33 protein-coding genes and 1 tRNA gene are annotated in these 24,353 nt (G+C 60.1%); 15 read left to right on the top strand and 19 right to left on the bottom strand.

The genetic code is table 11. The annotated features are described in order from the left end of the window. Positions 1-80 precede the first annotated feature (80 nt). Complete coding sequence (gene typA / locus BMZ35_RS12815) at positions 81-1,901, bottom strand: translational GTPase TypA (RefSeq protein WP_093094256.1); 1,821 nt, start codon at positions 1,899-1,901, stop codon at positions 81-83. Between the two features lie 164 nt (positions 1,902-2,065). Between typA and BMZ35_RS12810 the strand changes: the two genes are divergently transcribed. Then, positions 2,066-2,836 (top strand): class II glutamine amidotransferase, encoded by a 771-nt coding sequence (locus BMZ35_RS12810; protein WP_093094463.1) that lies wholly within the window; start codon positions 2,066-2,068, stop codon positions 2,834-2,836. Between the two features lie 6 nt (positions 2,837-2,842). Here the strand turns inward: BMZ35_RS12810 and BMZ35_RS12805 are convergent, their stop codons facing one another. The 3 genes from BMZ35_RS12805 to BMZ35_RS12795 all read right to left on the bottom strand — a co-directional run bounded on the left by BMZ35_RS12805 (position 2,843) and on the right by BMZ35_RS12795 (position 5,085). Beyond that, positions 2,843-3,172: a DMT family transporter gene (locus BMZ35_RS12805; RefSeq protein ID WP_093094255.1), complete on the bottom strand. Its 330-nt coding sequence runs from the start codon at positions 3,170-3,172 to the stop codon at positions 2,843-2,845. Between the two features lie 14 nt (positions 3,173-3,186). Then, positions 3,187-3,807, bottom strand: coding sequence for a YitT family protein (locus tag BMZ35_RS12800; protein ID WP_093094254.1), 621 nt, complete (start codon positions 3,805-3,807; stop codon positions 3,187-3,189). 63 nt (positions 3,808-3,870) lie between these two features. Beyond that, positions 3,871-5,085, bottom strand: coding sequence for an NADP-dependent isocitrate dehydrogenase (locus BMZ35_RS12795; RefSeq protein ID WP_093094253.1), 1,215 nt, complete (start codon positions 5,083-5,085; stop codon positions 3,871-3,873). Between the two features lie 184 nt (positions 5,086-5,269). On the opposite strand from BMZ35_RS12795, the gene BMZ35_RS12790 reads away from it, so the two are divergent. Together BMZ35_RS12790 and BMZ35_RS12785 are read left to right on the top strand one after the other, a co-directional pair. Then, positions 5,270-7,105: a glycerophosphodiester phosphodiesterase family protein gene (locus tag BMZ35_RS12790; protein WP_165610077.1), complete on the top strand. Its 1,836-nt coding sequence runs from the start codon at positions 5,270-5,272 to the stop codon at positions 7,103-7,105. Continuing rightward, positions 7,092-7,643, top strand: a complete 552-nt coding sequence (locus BMZ35_RS12785) for a hypothetical protein (RefSeq protein WP_242654786.1) — start codon at positions 7,092-7,094, stop codon at positions 7,641-7,643. Before BMZ35_RS12790 ends, BMZ35_RS12785 begins: the two co-directional genes overlap by 14 nt. Positions 7,644-7,647: 4 nt before the next feature. On the opposite strand, the gene BMZ35_RS12780 is transcribed toward BMZ35_RS12785, so the two are convergent. The 3 genes from BMZ35_RS12780 to BMZ35_RS12770 are packed head-to-tail and all read right to left on the bottom strand — an operon-like array spanning position 7,648 to position 9,124. Next, entirely contained in the window at positions 7,648-8,235 is a 588-nt protein-coding gene (locus tag BMZ35_RS12780; RefSeq protein ID WP_093094251.1) for an HD domain-containing protein, read from the bottom strand. After that, positions 8,232-8,468: a hypothetical protein gene (locus tag BMZ35_RS12775; RefSeq protein ID WP_093094250.1), complete on the bottom strand. Its 237-nt coding sequence runs from the start codon at positions 8,466-8,468 to the stop codon at positions 8,232-8,234. The genes BMZ35_RS12780 and BMZ35_RS12775 overlap by 4 nt, the downstream gene beginning before the upstream one ends. After that, the gene (locus tag BMZ35_RS12770) at positions 8,468-9,124 is read right to left on the bottom strand and encodes an alpha/beta hydrolase (RefSeq protein ID WP_093094249.1); all 657 of its coding nucleotides are present in this window, start codon (positions 9,122-9,124) and stop codon (positions 8,468-8,470) included. The genes BMZ35_RS12775 and BMZ35_RS12770 overlap by 1 nt, the downstream gene beginning before the upstream one ends. 164 nt (positions 9,125-9,288) lie before the next feature. Here BMZ35_RS12770 and iscR point away from each other — a divergent pair, with 164 nt between their 5' ends. From iscR to BMZ35_RS12710, 12 genes are all read left to right on the top strand, one after another. After that, positions 9,289-9,753, top strand: a complete 465-nt coding sequence (gene iscR, locus BMZ35_RS12765) for a Fe-S cluster assembly transcriptional regulator IscR (protein WP_093094248.1) — start codon at positions 9,289-9,291, stop codon at positions 9,751-9,753. Next, positions 9,750-10,805 (top strand): cysteine desulfurase family protein, encoded by a 1,056-nt coding sequence (locus BMZ35_RS12760; RefSeq protein ID WP_093094247.1) that lies wholly within the window; start codon positions 9,750-9,752, stop codon positions 10,803-10,805. The genes iscR and BMZ35_RS12760 overlap by 4 nt, the downstream gene beginning before the upstream one ends. Before the next feature lie 23 nt (positions 10,806-10,828). Beyond that, entirely contained in the window at positions 10,829-12,352 is a 1,524-nt protein-coding gene (gene sufB, locus BMZ35_RS12755; RefSeq protein ID WP_093094461.1) for a Fe-S cluster assembly protein SufB, read from the top strand. Between the two features lies 1 nt (position 12,353). After that, a complete protein-coding gene (locus tag BMZ35_RS12750) occupies positions 12,354-12,539 on the top strand; it encodes a hypothetical protein (RefSeq protein WP_093094246.1) in 186 nt (61 codons plus the stop codon). Next, on the top strand, positions 12,539-12,745 hold the full coding sequence (locus BMZ35_RS12745) for a hypothetical protein (protein WP_093094245.1): 207 nt from the start codon (positions 12,539-12,541) through the stop codon (positions 12,743-12,745). Before BMZ35_RS12750 ends, BMZ35_RS12745 begins: the two co-directional genes overlap by 1 nt. Positions 12,746-12,748: 3 nt before the next feature. After that, on the top strand, positions 12,749-13,063 hold the full coding sequence (locus tag BMZ35_RS12740) for a heavy metal-binding domain-containing protein (protein WP_093094244.1): 315 nt from the start codon (positions 12,749-12,751) through the stop codon (positions 13,061-13,063). Positions 13,064-13,107: 44 nt separating this feature from the next. Continuing rightward, positions 13,108-13,863, top strand: coding sequence for a Fe-S cluster assembly ATPase SufC (gene sufC / locus BMZ35_RS12735; RefSeq protein WP_093094243.1), 756 nt, complete (start codon positions 13,108-13,110; stop codon positions 13,861-13,863). Further along, complete coding sequence (gene sufD / locus BMZ35_RS12730; protein WP_093094242.1) at positions 13,863-15,146, top strand: Fe-S cluster assembly protein SufD; 1,284 nt, start codon at positions 13,863-13,865, stop codon at positions 15,144-15,146. Before sufC ends, sufD begins: the two co-directional genes overlap by 1 nt. Further along, a complete protein-coding gene (locus BMZ35_RS12725; protein ID WP_093094241.1) occupies positions 15,146-15,631 on the top strand; it encodes a YIP1 family protein in 486 nt (161 codons plus the stop codon). Before sufD ends, BMZ35_RS12725 begins: the two co-directional genes overlap by 1 nt. Then, on the top strand, positions 15,628-16,209 hold the full coding sequence (locus tag BMZ35_RS12720; RefSeq protein ID WP_093094240.1) for a Yip1 family protein: 582 nt from the start codon (positions 15,628-15,630) through the stop codon (positions 16,207-16,209). The genes BMZ35_RS12725 and BMZ35_RS12720 overlap by 4 nt, the downstream gene beginning before the upstream one ends. Before the next feature lies 1 nt (position 16,210). Continuing rightward, the gene (locus BMZ35_RS12715; protein WP_093094239.1) at positions 16,211-17,431 is read left to right on the top strand and encodes a cysteine desulfurase; all 1,221 of its coding nucleotides are present in this window, start codon (positions 16,211-16,213) and stop codon (positions 17,429-17,431) included. Positions 17,432-17,485: 54 nt separating this feature from the next. Then, positions 17,486-17,562, top strand: a tRNA-Arg gene (locus BMZ35_RS12710). A gap of 97 nt (positions 17,563-17,659) precedes the next feature. Here BMZ35_RS12710 and BMZ35_RS12705 read toward each other — a convergent pair. The 12 genes from BMZ35_RS12705 to BMZ35_RS20780 all read right to left on the bottom strand — a co-directional run bounded on the left by BMZ35_RS12705 (position 17,660) and on the right by BMZ35_RS20780 (position 24,258). Next, a complete protein-coding gene (locus tag BMZ35_RS12705; RefSeq protein ID WP_093094238.1) occupies positions 17,660-18,274 on the bottom strand; it encodes a class I SAM-dependent methyltransferase in 615 nt (204 codons plus the stop codon). Between the two features lie 114 nt (positions 18,275-18,388). Then, on the bottom strand, positions 18,389-19,999 hold the full coding sequence (locus tag BMZ35_RS21310) for a phage tail tape measure protein (protein WP_093094237.1): 1,611 nt from the start codon (positions 19,997-19,999) through the stop codon (positions 18,389-18,391). Beyond that, a complete protein-coding gene (locus BMZ35_RS12695) occupies positions 19,992-20,576 on the bottom strand; it encodes a hypothetical protein (RefSeq protein ID WP_131814374.1) in 585 nt (194 codons plus the stop codon). The genes BMZ35_RS21310 and BMZ35_RS12695 overlap by 8 nt, the downstream gene beginning before the upstream one ends. 155 nt (positions 20,577-20,731) lie before the next feature. Beyond that, complete coding sequence (locus tag BMZ35_RS12690) at positions 20,732-20,974, bottom strand: hypothetical protein (RefSeq protein ID WP_165610076.1); 243 nt, start codon at positions 20,972-20,974, stop codon at positions 20,732-20,734. Continuing rightward, positions 20,949-21,128: a hypothetical protein gene (locus tag BMZ35_RS12685; RefSeq protein WP_093094234.1), complete on the bottom strand. Its 180-nt coding sequence runs from the start codon at positions 21,126-21,128 to the stop codon at positions 20,949-20,951. The genes BMZ35_RS12690 and BMZ35_RS12685 overlap by 26 nt, the downstream gene beginning before the upstream one ends. Next, a complete protein-coding gene (locus BMZ35_RS12680; RefSeq protein WP_093094233.1) occupies positions 21,125-21,403 on the bottom strand; it encodes a hypothetical protein in 279 nt (92 codons plus the stop codon). The genes BMZ35_RS12685 and BMZ35_RS12680 overlap by 4 nt, the downstream gene beginning before the upstream one ends. Beyond that, a complete protein-coding gene (locus tag BMZ35_RS12675) occupies positions 21,404-22,720 on the bottom strand; it encodes a phage major capsid protein (RefSeq protein WP_093094232.1) in 1,317 nt (438 codons plus the stop codon). Positions 22,721-22,723: 3 nt separating this feature from the next. Further along, on the bottom strand, positions 22,724-22,936 hold the full coding sequence (locus BMZ35_RS12670) for a hypothetical protein (RefSeq protein ID WP_093094231.1): 213 nt from the start codon (positions 22,934-22,936) through the stop codon (positions 22,724-22,726). Continuing rightward, positions 22,926-23,192: a hypothetical protein gene (locus tag BMZ35_RS12665; protein WP_093094230.1), complete on the bottom strand. Its 267-nt coding sequence runs from the start codon at positions 23,190-23,192 to the stop codon at positions 22,926-22,928. Before BMZ35_RS12665 ends, BMZ35_RS12670 begins: the two co-directional genes overlap by 11 nt. Further along, positions 23,189-23,737: a hypothetical protein gene (locus tag BMZ35_RS12660; protein ID WP_093094229.1), complete on the bottom strand. Its 549-nt coding sequence runs from the start codon at positions 23,735-23,737 to the stop codon at positions 23,189-23,191. The genes BMZ35_RS12665 and BMZ35_RS12660 overlap by 4 nt, the downstream gene beginning before the upstream one ends. A 115-nt stretch (positions 23,738-23,852) precedes the next feature. Continuing rightward, positions 23,853-24,047, bottom strand: coding sequence for a hypothetical protein (locus BMZ35_RS20940; RefSeq protein WP_093094228.1), 195 nt, complete (start codon positions 24,045-24,047; stop codon positions 23,853-23,855). After that, positions 24,034-24,258 (bottom strand): hypothetical protein, encoded by a 225-nt coding sequence (locus tag BMZ35_RS20780; RefSeq protein WP_131814373.1) that lies wholly within the window; start codon positions 24,256-24,258, stop codon positions 24,034-24,036. The genes BMZ35_RS20940 and BMZ35_RS20780 overlap by 14 nt, the downstream gene beginning before the upstream one ends. Positions 24,259-24,353 lie beyond the last annotated feature (95 nt).

Here is a 24,353-nt window from a genome sequence, read left to right as displayed (position 1 = left end):
GGTGCAGCTTCAACCAGAACCGTTTTTCAAGCAACCCGGCGGGCAAAAGAAAAGGCCACCGAAGCGGTGGCCTTTGGAGTTTACTGGGCAGATTTGGCCATGCGTTTGCGCTCGTGCGGGTCGAGATAGCGTTTGCGCAGGCGCACCGCGTTGGGCGTCACCTCGACCAGTTCGTCGTCGTTGATATAGGCAATCGCCTCTTCAAGGCTCAGCGTCATCGGCGTGGTCAGGCGCACCGCTTCGTCGGTGCCGCTGGCGCGCACGTTGGTCAGTTTCTTGCCTTTCAGCGGGTTCACCTCAAGATCGTTGTCGCGGCTATGTTCACCGATGATCATGCCGGTATAGACCGGGGCCTGTGCGCCGATCATCATCTTACCGCGATCTTCGAGGTTCCACAGAGCATAGGCCACAGCCTCGCCGTTTTCCATCGAGATCAGAACACCCGCGCGTCGGCCCGGAATGGGGCCCTTGTAAGGGGTCCAGCCGTGGAAAACACGGTTCAGCACCCCGGTGCCACGCGTATCCGTGAGGAATTCGCCGTGATAGCCGATCAGGCCGCGCGACGGCACGTGGGCAATGATGCGGGTTTTGCCGGCGCCAGCAGGGCGCATCTCGACCAGTTCGCCTTTGCGTGAGCCGGTCAGTTTTTCGATCACGGCACCGGAATATTCGTCATCCACGTCGATCGTGGCCTCTTCGACCGGCTCCATGCGCTGGCCGTTTTCTTCGCGCATGATGACCTGCGGGCGTGAGATCGACAGCTCAAAACCTTCGCGTCGCATGTTTTCAATCAGAACACCCATCTGGAGTTCGCCGCGGCCCGAAACTTCGAAGGCTTCGCCACCGGGGGTGTCGGCAATCTTGATCGCGACGTTGGATTCGGCCTCTTTCATGAGACGGTCGCGGATTACGCGCGATTGCACCTTTTTACCGTCACGACCCGCCAGCGGGCTGTCGTTGATGCCAAAGGTCACGGTGATCGTGGGCGGATCGATCGGCTGTGCTTCGAGCGGTTCGTCCACAGCGAGGGCACAGATCGTGTCGGCTACGGTGGCCTTGGACATACCCGCGATAGACACAATGTCCCCGGCCTGCGCCTCTTCGATGTCCTGCTGGGCAAGGCCACGGAACGCCTGAATTTTCGTCACGCGGAATTGTTCGATCTTCTGGCCGATACGGGAAATCGCCTGAACGGTTGCCCCAACCTTGAGCTTGCCGCTTTCGACGCGTCCGGTGAGGATGCGGCCCACAAAGGGGTCGGCCCCCAGCGTTGTGGCCAGCATGCGGAAGTCTTCGTCCTGATGCGCAATCTGCTTGGGCGCCGGGACGTGGTTCACGATCAGGTTGAACAGGGCGTGCAAATCCTTGCGCGGCCCGTCGAGTTCGGCATCGGCCCAGCCGTTGCGCCCCGAGGCATACATGTGCGGGAAGTCCAGCTGATCTTCGTCGGCGTCAAGCGAGGCGAAGAGGTCGAAGCATTCATCCAGCGCGCGATCGGGTTCGGCGTCGGGCTTGTCGACCTTGTTCAGCACCACGATCGGGCGCAGGCCCAGCGCCAACGCCTTGGAGGTCACGAACTTGGTTTGCGGCATCGGGCCTTCGGCGGCGTCCACCAGCAGAACCACGCCATCTACCATCGACAGAATGCGCTCGACCTCGCCGCCGAAATCGGCGTGGCCGGGCGTGTCCACGATGTTGATGCGGGTGCCTTTCCATTCAACCGAGGTCGGCTTGGCAAAAATGGTGATGCCGCGCTCGCGTTCGAGGTCGTTGGAGTCCATGGCGCGTTCGGCCACGTCCTGGTTTTCGCGGAATGCGCCGGACTGTTTCAGCAGCTCGTCCACAAGGGTGGTTTTGCCGTGGTCAACGTGCGCGATGATCGCAATATTACGAAGGTCCATGAGGTATCTCTTTTCCTGTTCGCGCCCGCCCTATACGGGGTTGCGCAAAAAGGCCAGAGGTGAATGCGCCCGCCCGCGCGGAAATCCGCATCAGGGCGAATTCGCCCCTTGCAAGCCTGCGAAACTTGGCGCTTTGCTGCGCCAAACAATGTGAGGGACGTACCATGTGCCGCTGGGCCGCCTATCTTGGCAAACCGATCTTTCTGGAAGAGGTCATCACCAAGCCCGCGCATTCTCTGGTCATCCAGAGCCAGGATGCAACCAAGGCCAAGACCGCGATCAATGCCGACGGGTTCGGTATTGCGTGGTATGGCGAGCGCGCGGAGCCGGGGTTGTATCGCGATATCTATCCGGCATGGTCCGATCCGAACCTGCGGGCGCTGGCGCACCAGGTCCGCTCGGGGCTGTTTCTCGCGCATGTGCGGGCCTCGACCGGCACCGCGACCAGCCGCAACAATTGCCACCCGTTCACCTGTGGCGAATGGAGCTTCATGCACAACGGCCAGATTGGCGGTTTCGAAGGGTTCCGCAAGAAAGCTGATATGGCAATCCCCGACGCGCTTTACGCCCATCGCAAGGGGGCCACTGACAGCGAGGTTTTGTTCCTGTTGATGCTGGGGCAGGGGATGGAGGATCCGGCAGCCGCGCTTGCCGCCTCGGTACGTCAGTTGCGCGGCCTGTCCAAAACATATGGCGCGACGCCTCATATGCGGCTTTCCTCGGCCTTTTCAGATGGCACATCGCTCTGGGCTGCCCGCTATTCCTCTGACGAGATCGCCCCGTCTGTGTTCTATCGCTGGAGCGAGAGCCGGGCAGGGTGGGCGGTGGTGTCAGAACCGCTGGAAACCAGCGAAGGCGGCTGGAGCGAGCTTGCGGCGGGCACGATTGCGCGATTCACGCAGGATGGTGTTGAGGTGATGTCCTTCGAACCTTGAGGGGGGTTAGTGAACGGCCGATTTGGAAAAGAGGTGGATGATCAGGATGCCGCCAAGGATCATCGCCATCCCGACGATCGCGGGCCAATCGAGCCGTTGCCCGAAGACCACGAAACCAATGGCCGCGATCAGCACGATGCCAAGGCCGGACCAGATTGCATAGGTGATCCCGACGGGCAGATAGCGCAGCACAATGGCCATGAAAAAGAAGGACGCGGCATAGGCGGTCACGACGATCATCGACGGGACGAGGCGCGAGAATTGCTGACTGGCTTGCAGCGCAGAGGTGCCGATGGTTTCGAAAACGACGGCTATGAGCAGGTAGAAATAAGCCATGAACAGGGGTCTCCTCAGCGCGCGATGTACCGGTCGCGGCGGTGGTTGGTGGCGACCATGACATTGGTCACAGCCGCTCCGATAAGGGAATAGACCACCATGCGCCCGTCAAAAAGCGACCACGCAAGGCCAAAGACGCAGAGGTCGAAGCCAAGCTGGACCCAGCCGGCCTTGATCCCGCGCGTATCCTGCAGCCAGACCGCGACAATCCCAACGCCGCCCAGCGTGGCCCCGTGCCGGAACAGCACGATCAGCCCGGCGCCCGACGTGACCCCGGCCAGAATGGCGGCGGCCCCGACGTGAAGGTCGGCAAATTGCATCACTTGCGGCAAGAAAAAGGTCCACGCGGTCATCAACCCGACGGCGGCAAAGGTTTTGAGCGTAAACGCCCAGCCCATGCGCAGAAGGGCGACGGCGTAAAACGGCAGATTCAAAAGGAAGAACACCAGACCAAAGGCAAATCCCCCAGCATAGGCGATGGTCAGAGACAAACCGGCGATCTGCCCGGTGATGAGCCCGCCGCCCTGCAGGAACTGCACGCTGAGCGCCATCAGCAACGTACCGACGACGATGCCTTGGGCATCTTCGAGAAGGCTGTGCCTGTCTGTTGTGGAGGGTTCGAGAAAACTGACCATGGGAGGGAAGTGTCAGAGGCGCCCGGAAATGTCCAGACGCCCCGAAAGATTGCGTGACGGGTCCTAACCTGCAAGGGCCTTGTTCAGGTTCTCGTCGATCTTTTCGAGGAAGCCCATGGTGGTCAGCCAGCCCTGATCCGGACCAACCAGCAAGGCGAGGTCCTTGGTCATCGAGCCGCTTTCCACGGTATCCACGATCACCCTTTCCAGCATCTCGGCAAAGTTGGCCAGCGCCGCGTTATCGTCGAGCTTGGCGCGGTGTTTCAGCCCGCCGGTCCAGGCATAGATTGAGGCGATCGAGTTGGTCGAGGTCGCTTCGCCCGCCTGATGCTGGCGGTAATGGCGGGTGACGGTGCCGTGGGCGGCCTCGGCCTCGACGATCTTGCCATCCGGCGTCATCAGTTGCGAGGTCATGAGACCCAAAGAGCCAAAACCCTGCGCCACGGTGTCGGACTGCACGTCGCCGTCGTAGTTCTTGCAGGCCCAGACGAATTTCCCGTTCCATTTCATCGCGCAGGCGACCATGTCGTCGATCAGGCGGTGTTCGTACCAGATGCCCTTGGCCTTGAATTGTTCCTCGAACTCTTCCTCGTAGACCTTCTGGAACAGGTCCTTGAACCGCCCGTCATAGGCCTTGAGGATGGTGTTCTTGGTCGAGAGGTACACCGGCCAGCCAAGGTTCAGGCCGTAGTTGAACGAGGCGCGGGCGAAATCGAGGATGGAGCTGTCGAGGTTGTACATCGCCTGGTAGACGCCCGCGGACGGCGCGTCATAGACTTCGCGCTCGATAACGGTACCGTCTTCGCCTTCGAATTTCATGGTCAGCTTGCCAGCGCCGGGGAAGGTGAAATCGGTGGCTTTATACTGGTCGCCAAATGCATGACGCCCAACGACGATGGGGCTGGTCCAGCCGGGCACAAGCCGGGGCACGTTGCGACAGATGATCGGTTGACGGAACACCACGCCACCAAGGATGTTGCGGATCGTTCCATTGGGGCTGCGCCACATCTTCTTGAGCCCGAATTCCTCGACGCGGGCCTCATCAGGTGTGATCGTGGCACATTTCACGGCAACGCCCACTTCCTTGGTCTTTTCGGCGGCATCAATCGTGATCTGATCTTCGGTGCGGTCGCGTTCCTCGATCCCGAGATCGTAATACAGCAGGTCGATATCGAGATAGGGCAGGATCAATTTTTCCTTGATGAACTGCCACATGATACGGGTCATTTCATCACCGTCCATCTCGACGATGGGGTTCGTTACCTTGATCTTGGTCATGGGGTGTCTCCTGACATCCGAGTCGTTTGCACGGGCCGCTTTTAGCGCAGATCGCGGGCCATGAGAAGGGTATGTATGCAATGGTATACAATTATTCCCGCTTTTGAATGTCACGTCCTGTGTTGGGAGTCGACGCCAGCGCGCCCAGCCCCTAGTCTGACCCCATTGGAACAGGAGATTGCGCGTGACTGAAAGTATTCGAGAGGTTCTGGCCGCATTTAGCGCTGCATGGCAGCTGAGATGGCGGCTTTTGGCGGTGCACGTGGCCTTTAACGCGGTGCTGGCCGTCATTCTGGTTCCACTGATGGCCCTAACCGTGCGTTTGGCGCTTTGGTTTGCGGGGCAGCCCGCATTGTCGGATTTCGACATTGCCTTTTTCTTGCTGTCCCCGGTCGGTTTCCTGTGTTTCCTGATCATCGCCGGATTGGCGGTGTTCATATATGTGCTGGACGTGGCCTGCATGATGGCTCTGGCTGGTCGGTCCCGAAACAAAGGGCGGGTCACCGGGCTTGACGGATTGTGGGAGATCCTGCCACAGGCGCCCCGGTTGATTGATCTTGGAGCGCGGCTGACTTTGCGGGTGCTGGTCCTCTGCCTGCCTTTTGTCGTGGTGGCGGGCGGGCTCTACCTTTTGTGGCTGACCGAGTATGACATCAACTACTACCTGAGCAACAAACCCCCGGAATTCATGCGGGCGGTGGTCGTGATCGGGGCCGTGCTCGCAGTTATGGCGCTGGTGTTGCTGCGTGCTCTGATCGGTTGGGCGCTTATCTTGCCGCTGGTCCTGTTTGATGGTGTCAGGCCCCGCGACGCGTTTGTCCAAAGCCGCCAGCGCATGCGGGGAAAAGCTTTCACGCTTCTGAGCAACATATTGATATGGCTTGGTATTTCATTTATTCTGAGTGCGGTTCTTCTTGGAGTTGTCGGCGCTTTGGCGGATCTGATCCTGCCGATGATGGGGGACAGCCTGCGCCGAATTGCGGCGGTTCTGCTGGTGTTCGGCGGGCTTGGGGCGCTGGCGAACCTGCTGGTGGTTACGCTTACCACCGGGGCGCTGGCGGTGATCCTGATGACGCTGGCACAGTGGCCGGAGCGGCTTGCCACGTCCAAAGCGGCATTACCGCGCGGATTGCTTATCGGAACGCTGGTGGCGGTTGCCGCTGCGGCTGTGTTCAGCGTTCTGGGGCTGGTGGACCTAGCGCGGGTCAAGGCCGATCCGAACGTTCAGATCATAGCGCATCGGGGCGCGGCGGGAAGTCGGCCGGAGAACACCATGGCTGCCTTTGAAAAGGCGCTTGAGGACGGCACGGACTGGATCGAACTGGATGTGCAGGAATCTGCGGAAGGGGAGGTTATCGTCGTCCATGACAGCGATTTCATGAAGATCGCCGGGGTCAACCTCAAGGCCTGGGACGCGACCGCGGCCGATCTGGCGGACATCGACATTGGCGGCTGGTTCGACCCGGCTTACGCCGATCAGCGTACGCCGCTTTTGCGTGACGCTCTGATATTGGCCAAGGGCAAGGCGGGCGTGGTGATCGAGCTGAAATACTATGGTCATGACGAAAAGCTTGAAGAGCGCGTCGCGGGCATCGTGGAAGAGTTGGAGATGCAGGATCAGGTCCGGATCATGTCGCTGAAATACGGGGCGATCCAGAAAATGCGCGCCCTGCGCCCGGATTGGAACATGGGGCTCTTGGCGACCGCGTCGCTGGGGCGGATGTGGGAGTTGGACGTCGATTTCCTTGCCGTCAATCAGGCAGCGGCGTCGCATCGCATGGTCCGCGAGACCCGCAAGGCAGGCAAGGAGCTGTTCGTGTGGACCGTCAATGATGCCTTGTCTATGTCACATATGGTGTCTTTGGGGGTGAGTGGGTTGATCACGGATGAACCCGCGCTGGCACGGCAAGTGCTGTCCGAGCGGCGGGACCTCAATACCATCGAACGTATGATCATCGGGCTGGCCGGGTCCATCGGGCTTGATGTAGAAAACCGGAGCTATCGCGATGAATCGCCTTAAATGCGCTTCGCTTCTGTTGATCCTGGGTGGCTCTTCGGTTGGCGCAGAGGAGGTCGACCTCGGGCCGACCGCGCGTTTGGAAGTGTGGCGGCATGCGCGGCTGGAAGCTACCCGTACCGCCCCTGACGCGGTTCTTGCGCCTTTCACGACGGATGGGTGTTCCGGCGGGATGTCGTCGGCATGGACCACGGTCGCGCGCCTGTTTCCGGAATTTGCCGAAGCGCATGAAAACCAGCCCCCTTGGGAAGAGTGCTGTGTGATCCATGACCGCGCCTATCATCTCGGGGGGGTGTCGAGTGCACCTGAGGACAGCTATTTCGCTCGGCTGGCAGCGGATGAGGCGCTTGAAACCTGTGTTGCCGCGACAGCTAACAGGCGCGGCGACGATCTGAAGACGCTTTATGACCTGTCAGATGCGCAGGTCACCACCGCCTATGAGCTCATCGGCAAGGCCATGTTCGATGCAGTACGAGTTGGTGGCGCGCCCTGTTCGGGACTGTCATGGCGCTGGGGCTATGGGTGGCCGCAATGTTGGTGACTGCTCAGGCGCGGCCGTTGCGGTGAAACCAGCTTTCCAGCTTGGGGCGCAACCAGCCCCAGACGCCGGGGGCGCCACCGTTGATGGGTACGCCGACGCGATGGTCGAGTTGTTCGAGCGTCACGTTGTAATCAATCCAGGAACCACCGCCCAGTTCAAGATTGGTGATCGGTGTGGGCATCCGGTCAATCGCCTTGGCAAAGCGCGACTCTGGCGTTTCTTCTGCTTCAAATTCAACCCACAAGGATTTGAATTCATGCTGCAAATCATCCGGTAGGAGCCCAAAAAGACGCTCTGCCGCCGCCTCTTCTGCGGCGGCCTTGGCGGCATGGTCCACGTCGCCGTGGATCGGCGCATCGCCAGCGTCGATTTCGACGATGTCATGCAGCAGGAGCATCTTGAGCACGCGCGCGATGTCGACCGGCTCGGCGGAATGTTCGACCAGAACAAGTGCATAGAGCATGACGTGCCATGAATGCTCGGCCGAGTTTTCAAATCGCGAGTCATCCAGAAGGCGCGAGGCACGCAGCACGGCCTTGAGGTGGTCGGCTTCTTTCAGAAAGGCGATTTGGGCGTCGAGGCGGGCGCTCATTCAGCTGACCCGGCAGCTTCACGGGCTTCCTTGACCTTGCCGACAAGAAAGGCGCGGGCCTTTTCTTCGGCGAGACGGACTCGTACCTCGGTCAGGAAGGCCTCTTCCAATGATTGCGACGCGGCGGCCAGAACGGCGCCAACCTGAACGAACAGGCGGTCATCGCCCGTTATGCGCTGAGCTTTCAGCGTGTCCTCGGCGAGCTTGGCCGCCAGCGTCTCGATCGTGCCCATCAGCGCGTCGTTTCAGTCAGGCGGCGCTTTACGTAATTGGTCACGTTGCCCACCATCGCATCCATGTATTCCTCGGTTTCGAAGAAATGGCCTGCCCCTTCGATCTCGGTATGGGTGATGGTGATTCCCTTTTGCTCATGCAGCTTGTTCACAAGGGCATGCGTGTCTGCCGGGGGGGCGACACGGTCATTGGTGCCGTTAATCATCAGGCCCGAGCTGGGGCAGGGCGCAAGGAAAGAGAAGTCATACATGTTCGCAGGCGGTGCGACAGAAATGAACCCGGTGATTTCGGGGCGGCGCATCAGAAGCTGCATCCCGATCCACGCGCCGAATGAGAAGCCGGCAACCCAGCAATGCTTGGAGTTGTTGTTCATCGACTGCAGGTAATCGAGCGCCGACGCCGCATCGGAAAGCTCACCCACGCCCTGATCATACTCACCCTGGCTCCGGCCGACGCCTCGGAAGTTGAAGCGCAGCACGGTGAAGCCCATGTTGTAGAAGGCATAATGCAGGTTGTAGACCACCTTGTTATTCATCGTTCCGCCAAATTGGGGATGTGGATGAAGCACGATGGCGATCGGTGCGTCTTTTTCTTTTTGCGGGTGGTAGCGGCCTTCGAGGCGGCCTTCGGGTCCGGGAAAAATCACCTCTGGCATGGTGTGCTTCTTGTCTCCTGCAAAAGGTGCGATGCAATTCTTGACGAATTTGCTAAGCTACCTTAGAACGGTTCTAATCATTGATCCGGCGTTGCCACCGGCAAGGGCTTAAGGGACTTAAGCACCTGAGCGGCTGACGTCAATCTATTCGCTGGGGGTGCAGGATGAAACTGTCGACGAAAGGGCGCTATGCGGTCGTGGCTTTGGCCGATATTGCCTTGCAGCCACCAGAGGGGCTGGTGAGCCTGTCCGAGATCTCGAAACGTCAGGATATTTCGCTACCCTACCTCGAACAGCTTTTTGTCAAGCTACGCCGCGCCGGGCTGGTGGAATCGGTGCGCGGGCCGGGGGGCGGGTACCGGCTTGCCAAAAGCGCGTCCGACATTCGCGTGGTCGAAATTCTGACGGCGGTGGACGAAACCGTATCGGCGCTGCATACCGGGGCCGGCGCGAGCGGGGGCCTAAGCGGATCGCGCGCGCAATCAATGGCCAACCGGCTTTGGGAGGGTCTCTCGGCGCATGTCTACGTGTTTTTGCACCAGACGCGCCTTTCGGACGTAGTGAAAAACGACCTGGCCCCCTGTCCGGCAGTGCCAACCCTGTTTTCGGTGGTGGATGACGACACCTGATGCGCGTGTATCTCGATCATAATGCCACGGCGCCGCTGCGGCCCGAGGCGAAGGCCGCGATGATCGCCGCGATGGAGATTGTCGGCAATCCGTCGAGCGTGCATGCCGAAGGGCGGGCCGCCAAGGGGCTGATGGAGAAGGCACGGGCCGAGATTGCAGCGGCGTTCGGTGCGGATGGCGCGGATGTCGTCTTTACTTCGGGCGCGACCGAGGCCGCAGCGCTGGCCCTGCAGGGACGGGATTTGCACGCGGGCGATATTGAACATGACGCGGTGTCTGCTTGGGTCACGTCTGATTTGCCGGTTGATGGCAATGGGCAGGTTTCTGTGAAAGACCCGGCGAAGACGGCGCTGCAACTGGCCAATTCCGAGACCGGGATTGTTCAGACGCTCCCAGATGGGCTGTTGCTCAGCGACATGACGCAGGGCTTTGGCAAGCTGCCCGTGGCCTTCAACTGGTCCGGGGCGACCATGGCACTGGTTTCTGCGCACAAGCTTGGCGGGCCCAAGGGCATCGGCGCGCTGGTTGTCAAGCGGGGCACGGATATCCCCGCACAGCTTTTGGGCGGGGGGCAGGAAATGGGCCGCCGCGCGGGCACGGAAAACCTCATTGGCATGGCCGGATTTGCGGCAGCGGCCACGGCTGCGGCAAAAGATTTGGCCGATGGGGTGTGGGAACGGGTTGCCAATTTGCGCGATTTGCTTGAAGAGGCCCTTGCTGCAGAGGCAAAAGATACCATTTTTGTCGGGAAAGGCGAGAAACGCCTTCCCAACACCACCTGTATCGCCACACCCGGCTGGAAGGGCGAGACACAGGTTATGCAGATGGACCTTGCCGGTTTTGCGATTTCCGCAGGATCGGCCTGTTCATCGGGCAAAGTGCGCGCCAGCCGCGTGCTCAAGGCGATGGGCTATGACGATGCCACCGCCGCGAGCGCAATCCGGGTCTCTTTGGGGCCGGACACAACGGAACAGGACGTTTTGGGTTTTGCCGAAAGCTGGCTCACCCGGATGAGGAAACATCGCGACCGGACCCTCAAAGGGGCGGCGTGAACGCGAACGAACAGGAGAACACGATGGCCAGTCTGGACCAGACAGACGTCAAGGAAGGTGTCGATCAGGAAACCGTGGATGCCGTTCGCGAAGTCGGCGGCAAGTACAAGTACGGTTGGGAAACCGAGATCGAGATGGAATATGCCCCCAAGGGGCTGACCGAAGATATCGTGCGCCTGATTTCGGACAAGAACGATGAACCGGAATGGATGACCGAGTGGCGGCTCGAGGCCTATGCCCGCTGGCTGACCAAGGAAGAACCCGACTGGGCGATGCTGGATTACCCGGAAGTGAATTTCCAGGATCAGTATTATTATGCCCGCCCGAAAAGCATGGAAGAAAAACCCAAGTCGCTGGACGAGGTCGATCCCAAGCTGCTGGCAACCTATGAAAAGCTGGGCATCCCTCTGAAAGAACAGATGATCCTTGCCGGGGTCGAAGGCGCTGACGCGGCCCCAGCCGAGGGGCGCAAAGTGGCCGTGGACGCTGTTTTTGACTCGGTTTCGGTAGGCACCACCTTCCAAAAAGAGTTGAAAGAGGCGGGCGTGATTTTCTGCTCGATTTCCGAGGCGATCAGGGAGCATCCCGAGCTGGTCAAGAAATACCTAGGCTCGGTTGTGCCTGTGTCAGACAACTTCTACGCCACGCTGAACAGCGCCGTCTTCTCGGATGGTTCGTTTGTTTACGTGCCGCCGGGGGTGCGTTGCCCGATGGAATTGAGCACCTATTTCCGTATCAACGCGGAAAACACCGGTCAGTTCGAACGCACCCTGATCATTGCCGACAAGGGCAGCTATGTGTCCTACCTCGAAGGCTGTACTGCGCCGCAGCGTGACACCTCGCAGCTTCATGCCGCAGTGGTCGAGATCATCGTCGAGGAAGACGCCGAGGTGAAATATTCGACGGTTCAGAACTGGTATCCCGGCGACGAGAACGGCAAGGGCGGTATTTACAACTTTGTGACCAAGCGCGCCGATTGCCGGGGTGACCGCTCCAAGGTGATGTGGACGCAGGTGGAAACCGGGTCTGCGGTGACGTGGAAATACCCGTCCTGCATTCTGCGCGGCGATGACAGCCAGGGGGAGTTCTACTCGATCGCGATCACTAACAACCACCAGCAAGCCGATACCGGAACCAAGATGATCCATCTGGGCAAGAACACCAAGTCGCGGATCGTCTCAAAGGGCATCAGCGCGGGCGTTGCCCAGAACACCTATCGCGGTCTTGTGTCCATGCATCCCAAGGCGAAGAATTCGCGCAACTATACCCAGTGCGACAGCTTGCTGATCGGGGATAAATGCGGGGCGCATACGGTGCCTTACATCGAGGTCAAGAACAACTCGTCCCGCGTGGAACACGAGGCGACGACATCCAAGGTGGATGACGACCAGATGTTCTATTGCCGCCAGCGCGGCATGGACGAGGAAGAGGCCGTGGCGCTGATCGTGAACGGCTTTGCCAAGGAAGTTCTACAGGCGTTGCCGATGGAATTTGCCATGGAAGCACAACAGCTTGTGGCGATTTCTCTCGAAGGGTCGGTGGGCTGATATGGGCCGTGGTCTCGAAGCCTGGATCCCGATTGGCATGCCCGCCCTGGGCGGGCTGGCTGGCGTTATCTGGGTCAACGCGTTCAAGATGGACTTCATCAACCCCGTACTCGGGATTGGCGGCGGGATCGTGCTTGGCTGGATTGCCGGGCGGATCATTCTCAAGCTGATGCAAAGGCGGCGGTGATGGAAACGATCCAGCTTCTCATGCAGAAATCTGCCGGTGTCGGGGCGGGGATCGCCATTGGCACCGCCGTCGGTCTTTTGGTGCGTCGTCACCGCAAGGGCAACGACGAGGGGCTGATTGGCGGCTCGATTTTCGTGACCTCGGCGGTTTTCGGGATGGTTGCGATGGGCGTGATGATGCTGATCACCTATTTCGGAGGGTTCTGAGCCATGATCGTGACGACAACTCCGGGCATCGAAGGCCGCCGGATCACCAACTATCACGGCATTGTCGTGGGCGAAGCGATCATGGGTGCGAATGTGGTGCGCGATATCTTCGCCTCGATCACCGACATAGTAGGGGGGCGATCCGGCGCTTATGAAACCAAGTTGCAGGACGCGCGGGAAACTGCGCTCTCCGAGTTGGAAAGCCGCGCGGCGCAGAAGGGTGCCAATGCGGTTGTGGGTTTCGATTTGGATTACGAAGTGGTGGGTGACACGATGCTGATGGTTTCGGCCAGCGGCACGGCTGTCACCGTGGAATAACAGGCGGCGCGCGAACCGCCGGTCGAATGACGAAGGAAAAGAACATGTTGGAAATCAAGGGCCTGAAGGTCAAACTTGAAGAAGAAGACAAGCAGATCCTGAAAGGGGTCGACCTCACCGTGGAAGCCGGCAAGGTGCATGCCATCATGGGGCCGAACGGGTCGGGCAAATCGACCCTGTCTTATGTCCTTTCGGGGCGTGATGGCTATGAAGTGACCGGCGGCAGCGCCTCGCTTGAGGGCGAAGACCTGCTGGAGCTGGAAGCGGAAGAGCGTGCCGCACTGGGGCTGTTCCTGGCGTTCCAATATCCGGTGGAAATCCCCGGCGTGGGCAACATGACCTTCCTGCGCACCGCCGTGAACGCACAGCGCAAAGCGCGCGGACAGGAGGAAATGTCGGCGGCCGAGTTCCTCAAGGTGGTCCGCGCTAAGGCCAAGACGCTCAAGATCGATGCCGATATGCTCAAGCGCCCCGTGAACGTCGGCTTCTCGGGCGGCGAGAAAAAGCGCAACGAAATCCTGCAGATGGCGATGCTGGAACCCAAGATGTGCATCCTTGACGAGACCGACTCGGGTCTTGACGTGGACGCGATGAAGCTCGTTTCCGAGGGCGTCAACGCCCTGCGCGACGCGGGGCGTGGTTTCCTCGTGATCACCCACTATCAGCGTCTGCTCGATCACATCAAACCGGACGTCGTGCACATCATGGCAGATGGCCGTATCGTAAAAACGGGTGGGCCGGAGTTGGCGCTTGAAGTGGAACAGAACGGTTATGCCGACATTCTGGCCGAGGTGGCGTAATGGCGCTAGATGATCGCAAGACAAGCGCAACCGAAACCCGGCTGGCAGCGATGGTCATGCCGGACGTGGGATGCACCAAGGACGCCCGGGAGGCGGCTCTGGCGCGCGTGCGCGCGATGGGCCTGCCGCAGCGCCGGGACGAATACTGGAAATTCACTCGGCCTGACACGCTGATCCAGCCCGAAGCGCCCGAAGCGGCGTTGTTCGACGCAGGCGAAGAGCCCATGTTTTCCGACGTCGAGCGGTTGAAGATCGTCTTTGTCGACGGTGTGTTCAGCCCGGAAAAATCCGATGACCTTGCGCTGGAAGGGGTCCAGATCGACCGGCTGGAAGACGTCTGCTGCAAGGATGATCACTGGGCCGAAGACCTTTATGGCGCGCTGGAAGCGGACGGCCATGATCCGGTGCATCGCCCCCTGGCCGCGCTCAATACGGCTTATGCAGGCGACGGAGTCACCATTCGCGTGACCGGCAAGCCAAGCAAGCCGATCAGCCTGATTTACACCCATGAGGACGTGACGTCGGACGTGTTCCTACATCATGTTGTAAGGGTGGAAAGCGGTGCCGAGGCGACGATCCTCGAAAACGGCCCGGCGGCTGCACGGTTCAACAAGTGCATGGAGATCGACATTGCCGATGGCGGCACGCTGCATCACATACGTGCACAGGGGCGCGACCATGAACGTCGTGCGGTCACGCATCTCTTTGCCCGCCTTGGCACGGAGTCGGTTTTCAAAAGCTTTACACTGACCGTGAATGGCGTCCTGACCCGAAATGAAGCAGTTGTGACCCTGACCGGAGACGACGCGGTGGCCCATGTGGCCGGTGCGGCGCTTGGGGATGGGGACTTCCATCATGATGACACGGTCTTTGTCACCCATGACGCACTCAATTGTGAAAGCCGTCAGGTCTTTAAGAAGGTGCTGCGCAACGGGGCAACTGGTGTGTTCCAGGGCAAGATCCTTGTCAAACCCGGCGCGCAGAAAACCGATGGCTACCAGATCAGCCAGTCGCTCTTGCTGGATGATGACAGCCAGTTTCTCGCCAAGCCCGAGTTGGAAATCTATGCCGATGACGTGGCCTGTTCGCATGGCTCCACGTCGGGCGCCATTGACGAGGATGCGCTTTTTTACCTGCGGGCGCGGGGCGTTCCGCGTGACATCGCCACCGACCTTCTCACGCTGGCTTTCCTTGCCGAAGCCGTGGAAGAGATCGAAAGCGAAGAACTTCGCGACGAAATCATCGGTCGGCTCGAAGGCTGGCTGGAGCGTCGGCGCGGCTGATGTCTCTGACGCGTGACATGGTGGCGACCTATCGGGGGCCGCATCGCGTCGTGGCGCGGCTGCTGTCCATGGGGCAGCGTGAGGATCGTGCGCTGGCCATCCTCATGGCGGGTTGCGGGATCGTGTTCGTCGCGCAATGGCCACGCCTTGCGCGCGAGGCGCATCTTACGGGACAGGAATTGAACGCGCTTCTGGGCGGAACGCTTCTGGCGTGGCTTTTCATCGCGCCTTTGCTGCTCTATTTCATCGCCTTTCTGTCCCATATCTTTCTGCGCGCAGTCGGGCGCAAGCAAACCTCATACGGTGCCCGTCTGGCGCTCTTCTGGGCCTTGCTTGCAGCAGCGCCACTGATCCTGTTGCACGGCCTTGTGGCGGGGTTCATCGGTCCGGGAATCGGACTGAGCGTAGTTGGGCTGATCTGGTTGCTGGTGTTCCTGTGGTTCTGGATCTCGGGTCTGTTGCAGGCCGGAAAGGGTGCGGTATGAGCGCGTTTTTGCGTCAGCTTTTCATGCTCACCATCTATAATCCGCCACAGGCGGGGCAGGTGTTGGTGGCGCAGCAGGTCGATCGCGCGGCGGGCTGGCTGATCCTTGCGCTGGCGGTGATCCTCAATACGCTGGCCTATTTCCTTTCCATCACGCTGTTTCCGGTTCCGGCCGAGATCGCCCTGCCTCTGCTGACCTCACCTGTGTTGGTCTGCATGGTGCTGGGCTCGGTCACGGTGATCTTTGTCTTTGCCTTTTACTGGGTCGGACGCGCGATGGGCGGTCAGGCGCGGTTCGAAGACATCCTGCTCATGATGGGCTGGCTGCAATACATGCGGCTGGCAGTGCAGCTTGGAGCCCTGGTGCTGATGATCTTCCTGCCCGGTCTGGCCCAGATTTTTGTCATGGCCACGGGTCTTTATGGCGCGTGGATCGTGCTCAACTTTCTCAAGGTCGCACATGGTTTCGACACGATGGGCAAGGCCGTGATGATGCTGGTTTTCACGCTGGTCGGGATGACGGTGGGGCTGTCGCTCTTTCTCTCCCTGATCGGCGTCACTGCAATGGGATTCTCTTGATATGTATGACGTCGCCAAGATCCGTTCGGATTTTCCGATCCTGTCGCGCGAGGTGAACGGCAAGCCGCTGGTCTATCTCGATAACGGTGCATCGGCGCAGAAGCCGCAGGTGGTGATCGACGCAGTGACGCGGGCCTATTCGCATGAATATGCCAATGTGCACAGGGGGTTGCATTACCTTTCCAATCTCGCCACCGACCAATACGAGGCAGTGCGGGGCAAAATTGCGCGGTTCCTGGGCGCTGCAAGCGAAGACGAGATCGTCCTGAACTCGGGCACCACCGAGGGCATCAATATGGTGGCTTATGGCTGGGCCATGCCGCGCATGCAGGCGGGAGACGAGATTGTCCTTTCGGTGATGGAACATCACGCCAATATCGTGCCCTGGCATTTCCTGCGGGAACGGCAGGGCGTGGTGATCAAATGGGTGGACGTGGACGCCACCGGGGCGCTCGATCCGCAGGCCGTGCTGGATGCGATCACCCCCAAAACCAAACTTGTCGCGGTGACGCAGTGTTCCAACGTTCTGGGCACGATGGTTGACGTGAAGGCGATCACCCAAGGTGCCCATGCCAAGGGCGTTCCGGTGCTTGTGGATGGCTCGCAGGGGTCGGTGCATGCGCCGGTCAACGTGTCAGATATTGGTTGCGATTTCTACGCGATCACCGGGCACAAGCTTTATGGTCCCTCCGGCTCTGGCGCGATCTATGTCAAGTCCGAGCGCATGGCCGAGATGCGCCCGTTCCTCGGGGGTGGCGACATGATCAAGGAGGTTTCGAAGGAAGGCGTGATCTACAACGATCCGCCAATGAAGTTCGAGGCTGGCACGCCCGGCATTGTTCAGACCATCGGCTTTGGCGTGGCGCTGGATTACCTGATGGAACTGGGCATGGAAAACGTTGCCGCGCATGAAGCGGGATTGCGTGACTATGCGATGCAGAAATTCGCCGGGCTGAACTGGATGCAGGTTCAGGGTACGACACCCGACAAGGCGGCGATCTTCAGCTTCACTCTGGACGGGGCCGCGCATGCCCATGATATCTCGACGATTCTCGACAAGAAGGGCGTTGCCGTGCGGGCAGGGCACCATTGTGCAGGGCCGCTGATGGATCATCTCGGTGTCACGGCCACCTGTCGGGCGTCCTTTGGCCTTTATAACACCACCCAAGAGGTCGACGCGTTGATTGACGCGCTGGAACTGGCGCACGAGTTGTTCGCCTGATCGCGCATTTTTCCGATTGCGGCGGATTGCAGGGCTGGCTATACCCCGCTTCAGGCACCTGTAGCTCAGCTGGATAGAGCGCTGCCCTCCGAAGGCAGAGGCCAGAGGTTCGAATCCTCTCAGGTGCGCCACGACTTTATATAAATCAATGACTTACAGAATGAGGGTACACTTCGGGGTACACTCTCACAGCGGGTGTCGGTCATTTCTTGGCGCTCCTATGCGCCATCACACGTCAAACACCAACAAATACGAATGACGCTTTCGGGCGTGATGCTGCGTGTCCCACCGTGATGCTGGACTGCCGTTGCCGACCAGAATGAAGGTGTCACGCAGGTGTAGGTCCAGCACATAGCCATGCATCACCACACTGACCATCATGTCGTGCTGACGGCCATTGTGGACCATATCCTGACATTTGACCCACACTTGCCTTCCCGCGACGCGCGCGGCCTCTGACATGCCGTCAATATAAAGACGCTTCACATCATCCATGCCGCTGACCGTGTGAAGCTGATATTGGTCGCTGGTCGTGGCGGTTTTCCCGTTTGGTTTGTACGGTGGGTCCAGCACGACAATATCAAATTCCCCGTCAGCGTAGGGCAAGTCGGTGAAGTCATACGCGCGCCCCTCGGGCGCTGTGATCAGGTCCGATCCGGTGACGGTTACACCAGCGGGTGCTTTGTGCCAGAACGCACCTTTACCCCACGTCACGTCGGCTATGGTGGTGCCTGACGGCGCGTAGAGCCTGCACACCTCACGGATCAGGTTGGCATTGGTTCCGCGCACCACGGACTCGACCGGGGCGGTACGGACACGCTCACGCTTTCGGTACGCGGCCATACGGCAGCGGGTGCTGCAATATCGCGCGGTCTTGCGCTGGGGTGTGAAAGCGGTTTTGCAGGTCTGACATCGGATCATAGCGTAACGAATATCACGTGTGTGAGCGTTACGCTATCAAGTCGCCTTCCTGCGGGTGCCATAGCCAGCTTCCAGCGCGCGGGCAAAGGTTCCCTGTCCGCTGGCCATGGACTTGCTGAAATCGTTCTTCACGGCTTCCAGCGCCTGTCCGATGATCACGTGGCGTTCACCCTCGCGATCCTCAACCTGCACCTGCGCGCCCGTGTAATTGTGGATCACAACCGGGCTGGCACCGACACCCAGATCGCCGTTGCCATCACGACGCAAAGGCACGATGGCCTCGGGTCCGGCTTCACCCATCAGCCCCGCACCGCCCGACATGGGAAACAAGGTCGGACCGGACACGACACCGCCTTTGCCGAACCTCTGAACGCCTGCCAACCCTTGAATAATGGATTGCACAGTGTTGGTGGGGTTGCCGGGTACACCGCCAAAGGCTGACATCAGCGAATTCACGATGATCGCGCGCACCATGATCTTGGCCAGATCGTTGAGGACCGAGCGCGCAAAGTCTTTGAAAGCCAACTCGCCCGTCACCAGACCGTCCACAAAATCATCCAAGGCGCTGGACGCCACACCACCGAGGGCCACATCCAGCGACTGCCCGAACTGATCGGCCTGTTTCTGTGCGCGTTCCAGCGCGTCGATCACGCGCTGGACGTCATCGACGACATCACCGCCAGTGGCACCGCCACCGCCTGTGCTGGTGCCTGTGTCTGGGGCTGGTGGTCGGATAGTCTGGGGAAGATCGTATCGCCAGTCGCCGTATCCGCCGAAAGCATCCAGACCCATTGCCTTTTCAGCCTCGGATGCCGCCCGGATCAGACCTGCATATTCGTATGCGATCCCGAGGCGCTTGGAGAGTTCGTCGGTGATTGCTTTTTCACCTTTCCAGATTTCATCCAAGCGCCCCGCAATTGATCCGTAGATTCCGAAAAAGCCGTTCAGCAACCCTTCGCGGGCTTCGAGCAGATCGTTGACGGCGCGGGCTTCCTCTTCGGCATTGAACTGCGCGGCAAGGTCCGCTTCGGCCTGTCGGATGGTGCGTAAAATCTCAATCCGCTCCGAGTTAAGTCGCAGCGTGTTCGTAGTGGTGCGTTCCTGCGCTTCGTTGATCCGCAGGCGCTCTTGTTCTGCGGCGATGATTTCGCGCAGGTTCTGGACTTCCCTGCTGTCGCCGGACCGCAGGCGTTCTGTCTCGCGCACAAGGTCCGCCGTGGCCTTCTCGGCGGCTTCCAGCTTTTTGCGCAACTCGTCGGCTTCCTCAGAAGACTTGCCCAATTTCCCGGCGAACGCGGCGAGAAGACCTGTCGCGACCGTGAAGCCGATCCCCCACGGCCCCGCCATGAAGCTGGCCATCTGGTTGGCCTGTTGACCGAAGGCGAGAAGGGCATTCTGGCCACCGCCTACTTGAACGAGGAAATCACCGAACTGAACCCCGGCCTGCTGAGCAAAGCGACCGTTGTTGCGCAGTGAGCGATTTGTGTTTGCCGCGACCGTTTGGAACTTCTTGCCCGCCGCCTGCGCGCGATCAAATTGCTGGGCGAGGTCCGCGACTTCCTTCTCTGCTTTTTGCAGATCGCGCAGCATCTTCGCGGCGTCGACGGAAAGCACCATTTCGTGACGCGTTTGAACTTGATTAACCATAGAAATTCCTCCTGTTCGGGCCGCGCGACGGGCTTCGGCCAAGCGGGGCAAAGGTCAGGATCGGCATGGCGATGTTCCCACCTTTCTCGCGCTGATGTTCCGGGTTCGCGCCGATAGTGAGCCGGATGGATGCCCGCTCGGTGTATTTGAATTGCCGCAGCGCTTTCCAGACCGTGTAAAACGGCTCGTGGATGCGTTCGATCTTGCCGCTGTAGGGTCTGACGTTAATGATCTGAACGATGTCGATCCGGTCGGCGTAGCGATCCAGTTCGCTGGGTTGGACTTCGGTATCGCCGTTGATCAGGACAACAAACCCGCCGATGTATTGCCCTGTCTCGCGGAAATACCGAGCCTGCTCGGTCAGCATGAGATACGCGGCCTGTACCGCTTCGATGATCGCCTGAACGCCCGGACCTTGGACGTAGGTGATATTGCCGCCCAAACGGACATTTGTCACCTTTCGGTTGGGCGATCCGTCCACGAGCGTCACCACCGGATCACCCGGCTGGAACACCTCACCCTGTGCTTGGTAATACTGGACGCCCTGCGCCGCCGTCTGCATGTGAAAGGTCCGCATGGAGCGCACCAGATCAGGCACAATTTGCGCTTTGAGTGCCGATCTGGCGCGCTTCCTCCCGAGGTCGATGGGTGGGTGTTTCAGCGGCTTGAACGGGTCGATCTTTCGGACGCCCCTGAAGGGTTTGTATGGCAGGTCATCTTTTAGGAGCGGGATCATTGCAGGACGCGCTCCCCAAATGACAGGATGCGCCGCAAGAGTTCTTCTCCATCGCCCATCTGGACGCCTTCGATGTGATGTGCCAGCGCCGTCGGATCGGGGAAGGGATCGGACCGCACGAGCCGCCACACGTCCCGGCATAGGGCCGTCACGTGACGCGCGAATGCTTCGTCATCCTCAGCGCACCAGCACAGGCGCAGGGCTATGCCAATCTCATCCTGCAGCACTGTCCGAATCAACCAATTCGAGAATGGTGAGCCTGCGCTGGTTCAGATCACGCATGGTCTCGCTGACGTCAGCGCGGGGGTTCTTCTGCATCGCCGCGCCGTCGAGTAGCGCCTGTCTGATCAGGTCGAGTAGCAGACTGTTGACGGTTTCCAGATCGGGATTCATGTCAGCGCTCCTTTCAACAGTTTGGCCAACGCCGTCGGACCATTTGTCTCGGCGTAGACCTTTGCCGCGCCGATGTATTGCCCAGCATCGGCAGGGGTGGCCTTGCGGCCTTCAGGCGCGACCCAGACCGTTGCCTGCGGGGGCAGGTTCAGGTCAACGAGATACGCGCCGATGGCGGCGTTCAAAGCGCCGGGGTGGGTCAGTGTGGCGCGGTGTGCGCCGTTGATGCTGACGCGGGCCGTGATGGGGCTGTCGTGGTCGATTGAGATGATCATTTACCAATCCACCGATGTGAGCGTGGCCACGGTATCAGGACGCCCGAAACCCCACGATGCAGGTTGCACGAACCGCAGCGCGACTTCCCATGTCTGGAAGAGTGACCGGACTGGGGTGCCGCTGTCGTTCGCGGGATCGCCGCTCATGGTCAACACCGCTTGGTTCGACATGTCGATTTCGGGAATGTCGATCCCCATAAACAACGAGTCCGCATCCATCGCGATGACCTGATCAGCGGGGGCATTGTCGGCAATGACCAGCGGGACGCCAGCAAGGGTGCCACGTTCCAGTTCAGCCTGATACGGACGGATGCCCGTTCCGGGTGCCGTGGTCAATGACAGGGACGCCACGCGCAGCGGGTTGATGATGAACACGGGGCGACGGGCGCGGATGCCGATGAGGTGCCCGAGTAGCCATTTGAGGTCTACTTGGACGCTATCAACATCATTGCCCGCACTCACCTGCGACGCGGCTCCATTCAGGATACCAGCGGGACGGACGCCTGCGACGGGGACGTTGGCGTCGAGAAAAAATCCGTCGAGCGCTCGGGCGCTGTCGTCAATGATACCTTGCTGAACAACGTCCACGATCTGGGGACGCGATACGCGCCGAATTTCTTCCGACAAGGTGGCGATGACGCCCAACGAATAACGGGTGAGCGTGACCGATCCGAACATGCCCGCCTTGACCGGGATTTCCGTCCCTTCCTCTTTCCACGCGGCGGGAAGGGTGTCGCGCAGGCGGCGGGGATACGACATCGCGTTGTGGCCACGGAAATTCATTTCCCGCGCGCCAGCCCCGAGAAGCTGGGGGATAACCGCGCTCGGTGCGCGGTCCACAAAGTCCGGTCCCAGTCCTGTGGTGGTGAGTTCCTGCGCCCATCCTGCGACGTTGGTATAGGCCGGATCAGTTGCGGCTTTCTGCGCGTAACGACGCACCAGTCGCCATTCGTCCCCCGGTCGAACCTGCTTGATAAAGTCAGCGGGGTCGGTGCCATCCAGACGCCGGACAATCTCAGCAGAGACCGCCAGAGCGATGGTTCCCAGCGCCGTGGGAGCCTTCACCGCTGGCTTGGCCTGCGCGGGTGCCTTCAGGCTGGCTTCGAGCCGCTGGGGACGATCCAACATGCGCCGCACGGTCGCCAATTCGGCCTCAACGGCAGGCAAGCGCGCCGCCGCCGCTTCGGCGTTTTTCAGTTCCTCATGGGCAAGGTCCAGCGCGCGTTCGGCGCGCATTCGGTCGCGCTCTGTTGCAACCTTCTGTCGCAAAATCGGGTTTTCGATTTCGCCGATCACGGCGGTGGAATCTTTGGGCATTGTTCAGTCTCCTGTGATCACGGCGCGCAGGGCGCTCCGAATGCGGTTTTGTCCGGTGATGGACTTTTCTTCGGCCACGGAGCGCCAGACGCGCCGGGTAAAGGATGCGGCTTCTCGCTTGGCATCCACGACCGAACATCCGGCGGCGAGAAGCTTGGCTTTTGCCAGTGTGTAATCGGCGCGGATCGCGGCGCGCAGTTTGTGATCATTTCGCATGTCGGGTCTCCGTTGCTCGTTTGGCCATGGCGCTCAGATCATCCAGTGTGAATTCATCGGCCTGTTTTTCGAGCGCTGCCTCGGCATCGGCCTGCGCGTGTTCCAGCGTCTTTTCCAAGGTTGCAACGCGGTCGCGAAGAGGCTTCACGTGTTTGACGATCAATTGACCCATCGCTTGCGCGATGACCTGCATTTGCGCTTGGGTCAGGACGGGTTCGGCCTCTTTCCGGCGATAGGGGTTGCGGTACTCACTCATGCACGGGCCTTTCGAGATGCGTTCGCTGCGGCCATGTATTTTTGGCGCAGGTCTTTGATGTCGGGATGTTGTGGATCGAAGTCACACGCGGGCAATGCGCCCAGCAATTCGCCGTGAAGCGCCGTTGCGTCCAGATCGGCCTCGGCATCCGTCAGGCGCTTCTCGGCGCGATCTGCGGCGTCTCGGGCGCGATCTGCGGCGCGTTCCAGCTTTTCGATCAGAACAGGATTGGTGCAACCCAACGCCAGACACCGCTTTGCCGCCCCGATGACGGGCGACGGGTGGAAAGCGCCGGGTTGCTTGAAGCGCAGGATATGGACTGCGGCCTCAAATTCTTCGGCAAGGGAGAGGGTATCTTCGACGGCCTGCTCTGCGGCTTTCAAGCGGTCGGTGAATATGGATGTGATTTTTTGTCTGGTCTCGGTCGCGCCTTCGCGGCCTGCTTGTTCGGCCTTGCTTGCCGCTGCGAGTTCTCGCCGGACATATCCAGTGGATTTGATCAGCTTGCGGGCCAATGTCGGCGCGGTGCGGACGGTCAGTGTCATATCTCGGTCCCATGGTTCGGGTGGTTTGACGAGACCGAGCGGATCAGCAGAGGGAACTTCTTCGCACCCGGCCCGTCCTGCGCAGGGTGCATGATGTAGGTGATTCGATCAAGACTTAGTGGTTAGCTATAATATCTACCGCTATATCTTGTATGACATCCGGGTCGATCCCGATCATCGCGGCGACGGGCGGGCCGCTGGTTTGGAGCCAATGTACCGCCGCGCGATCACCACCACGCGCGGCCTTTATTTGCGCCGCCAGTGCTGCGCTCCACAGGCGGGCGCAAGCTTTGGCGTCAATGTGATTCATACGCTTCCTTCCATCTTTCAAAAATGTCCTTGGAAGATCGCGCGGTGGTGAAGGCGATGGTGGTTTCCAGACACGTGATCTGATGTGTGTAGAAATCCAGCCGCTCGTAGACCGTCGGTGCGCCGACATGGCGCGCGATCATCCTTCGCGCATGTTGGATCGCCGCTGCTGCGCGTTCTTCTGCGATGAGTCTGGATAATTCTGTTTCCATCAGATTCAGTCCAAGCAATCCGCGTCGGGGCGCGCGGGGAATGGGGTGCTATATTACCCCACGCAAGCAAGAGACCGTCAAGTCATTTTGCCCGT

The organism is Shimia aestuarii, from assembly GCF_900114635.1.
Taxonomy (GTDB): domain Bacteria; phylum Pseudomonadota; class Alphaproteobacteria; order Rhodobacterales; family Rhodobacteraceae; genus Shimia; species Shimia aestuarii.
This window is presented reverse-complemented; position numbering and strand designations above follow the sequence as displayed.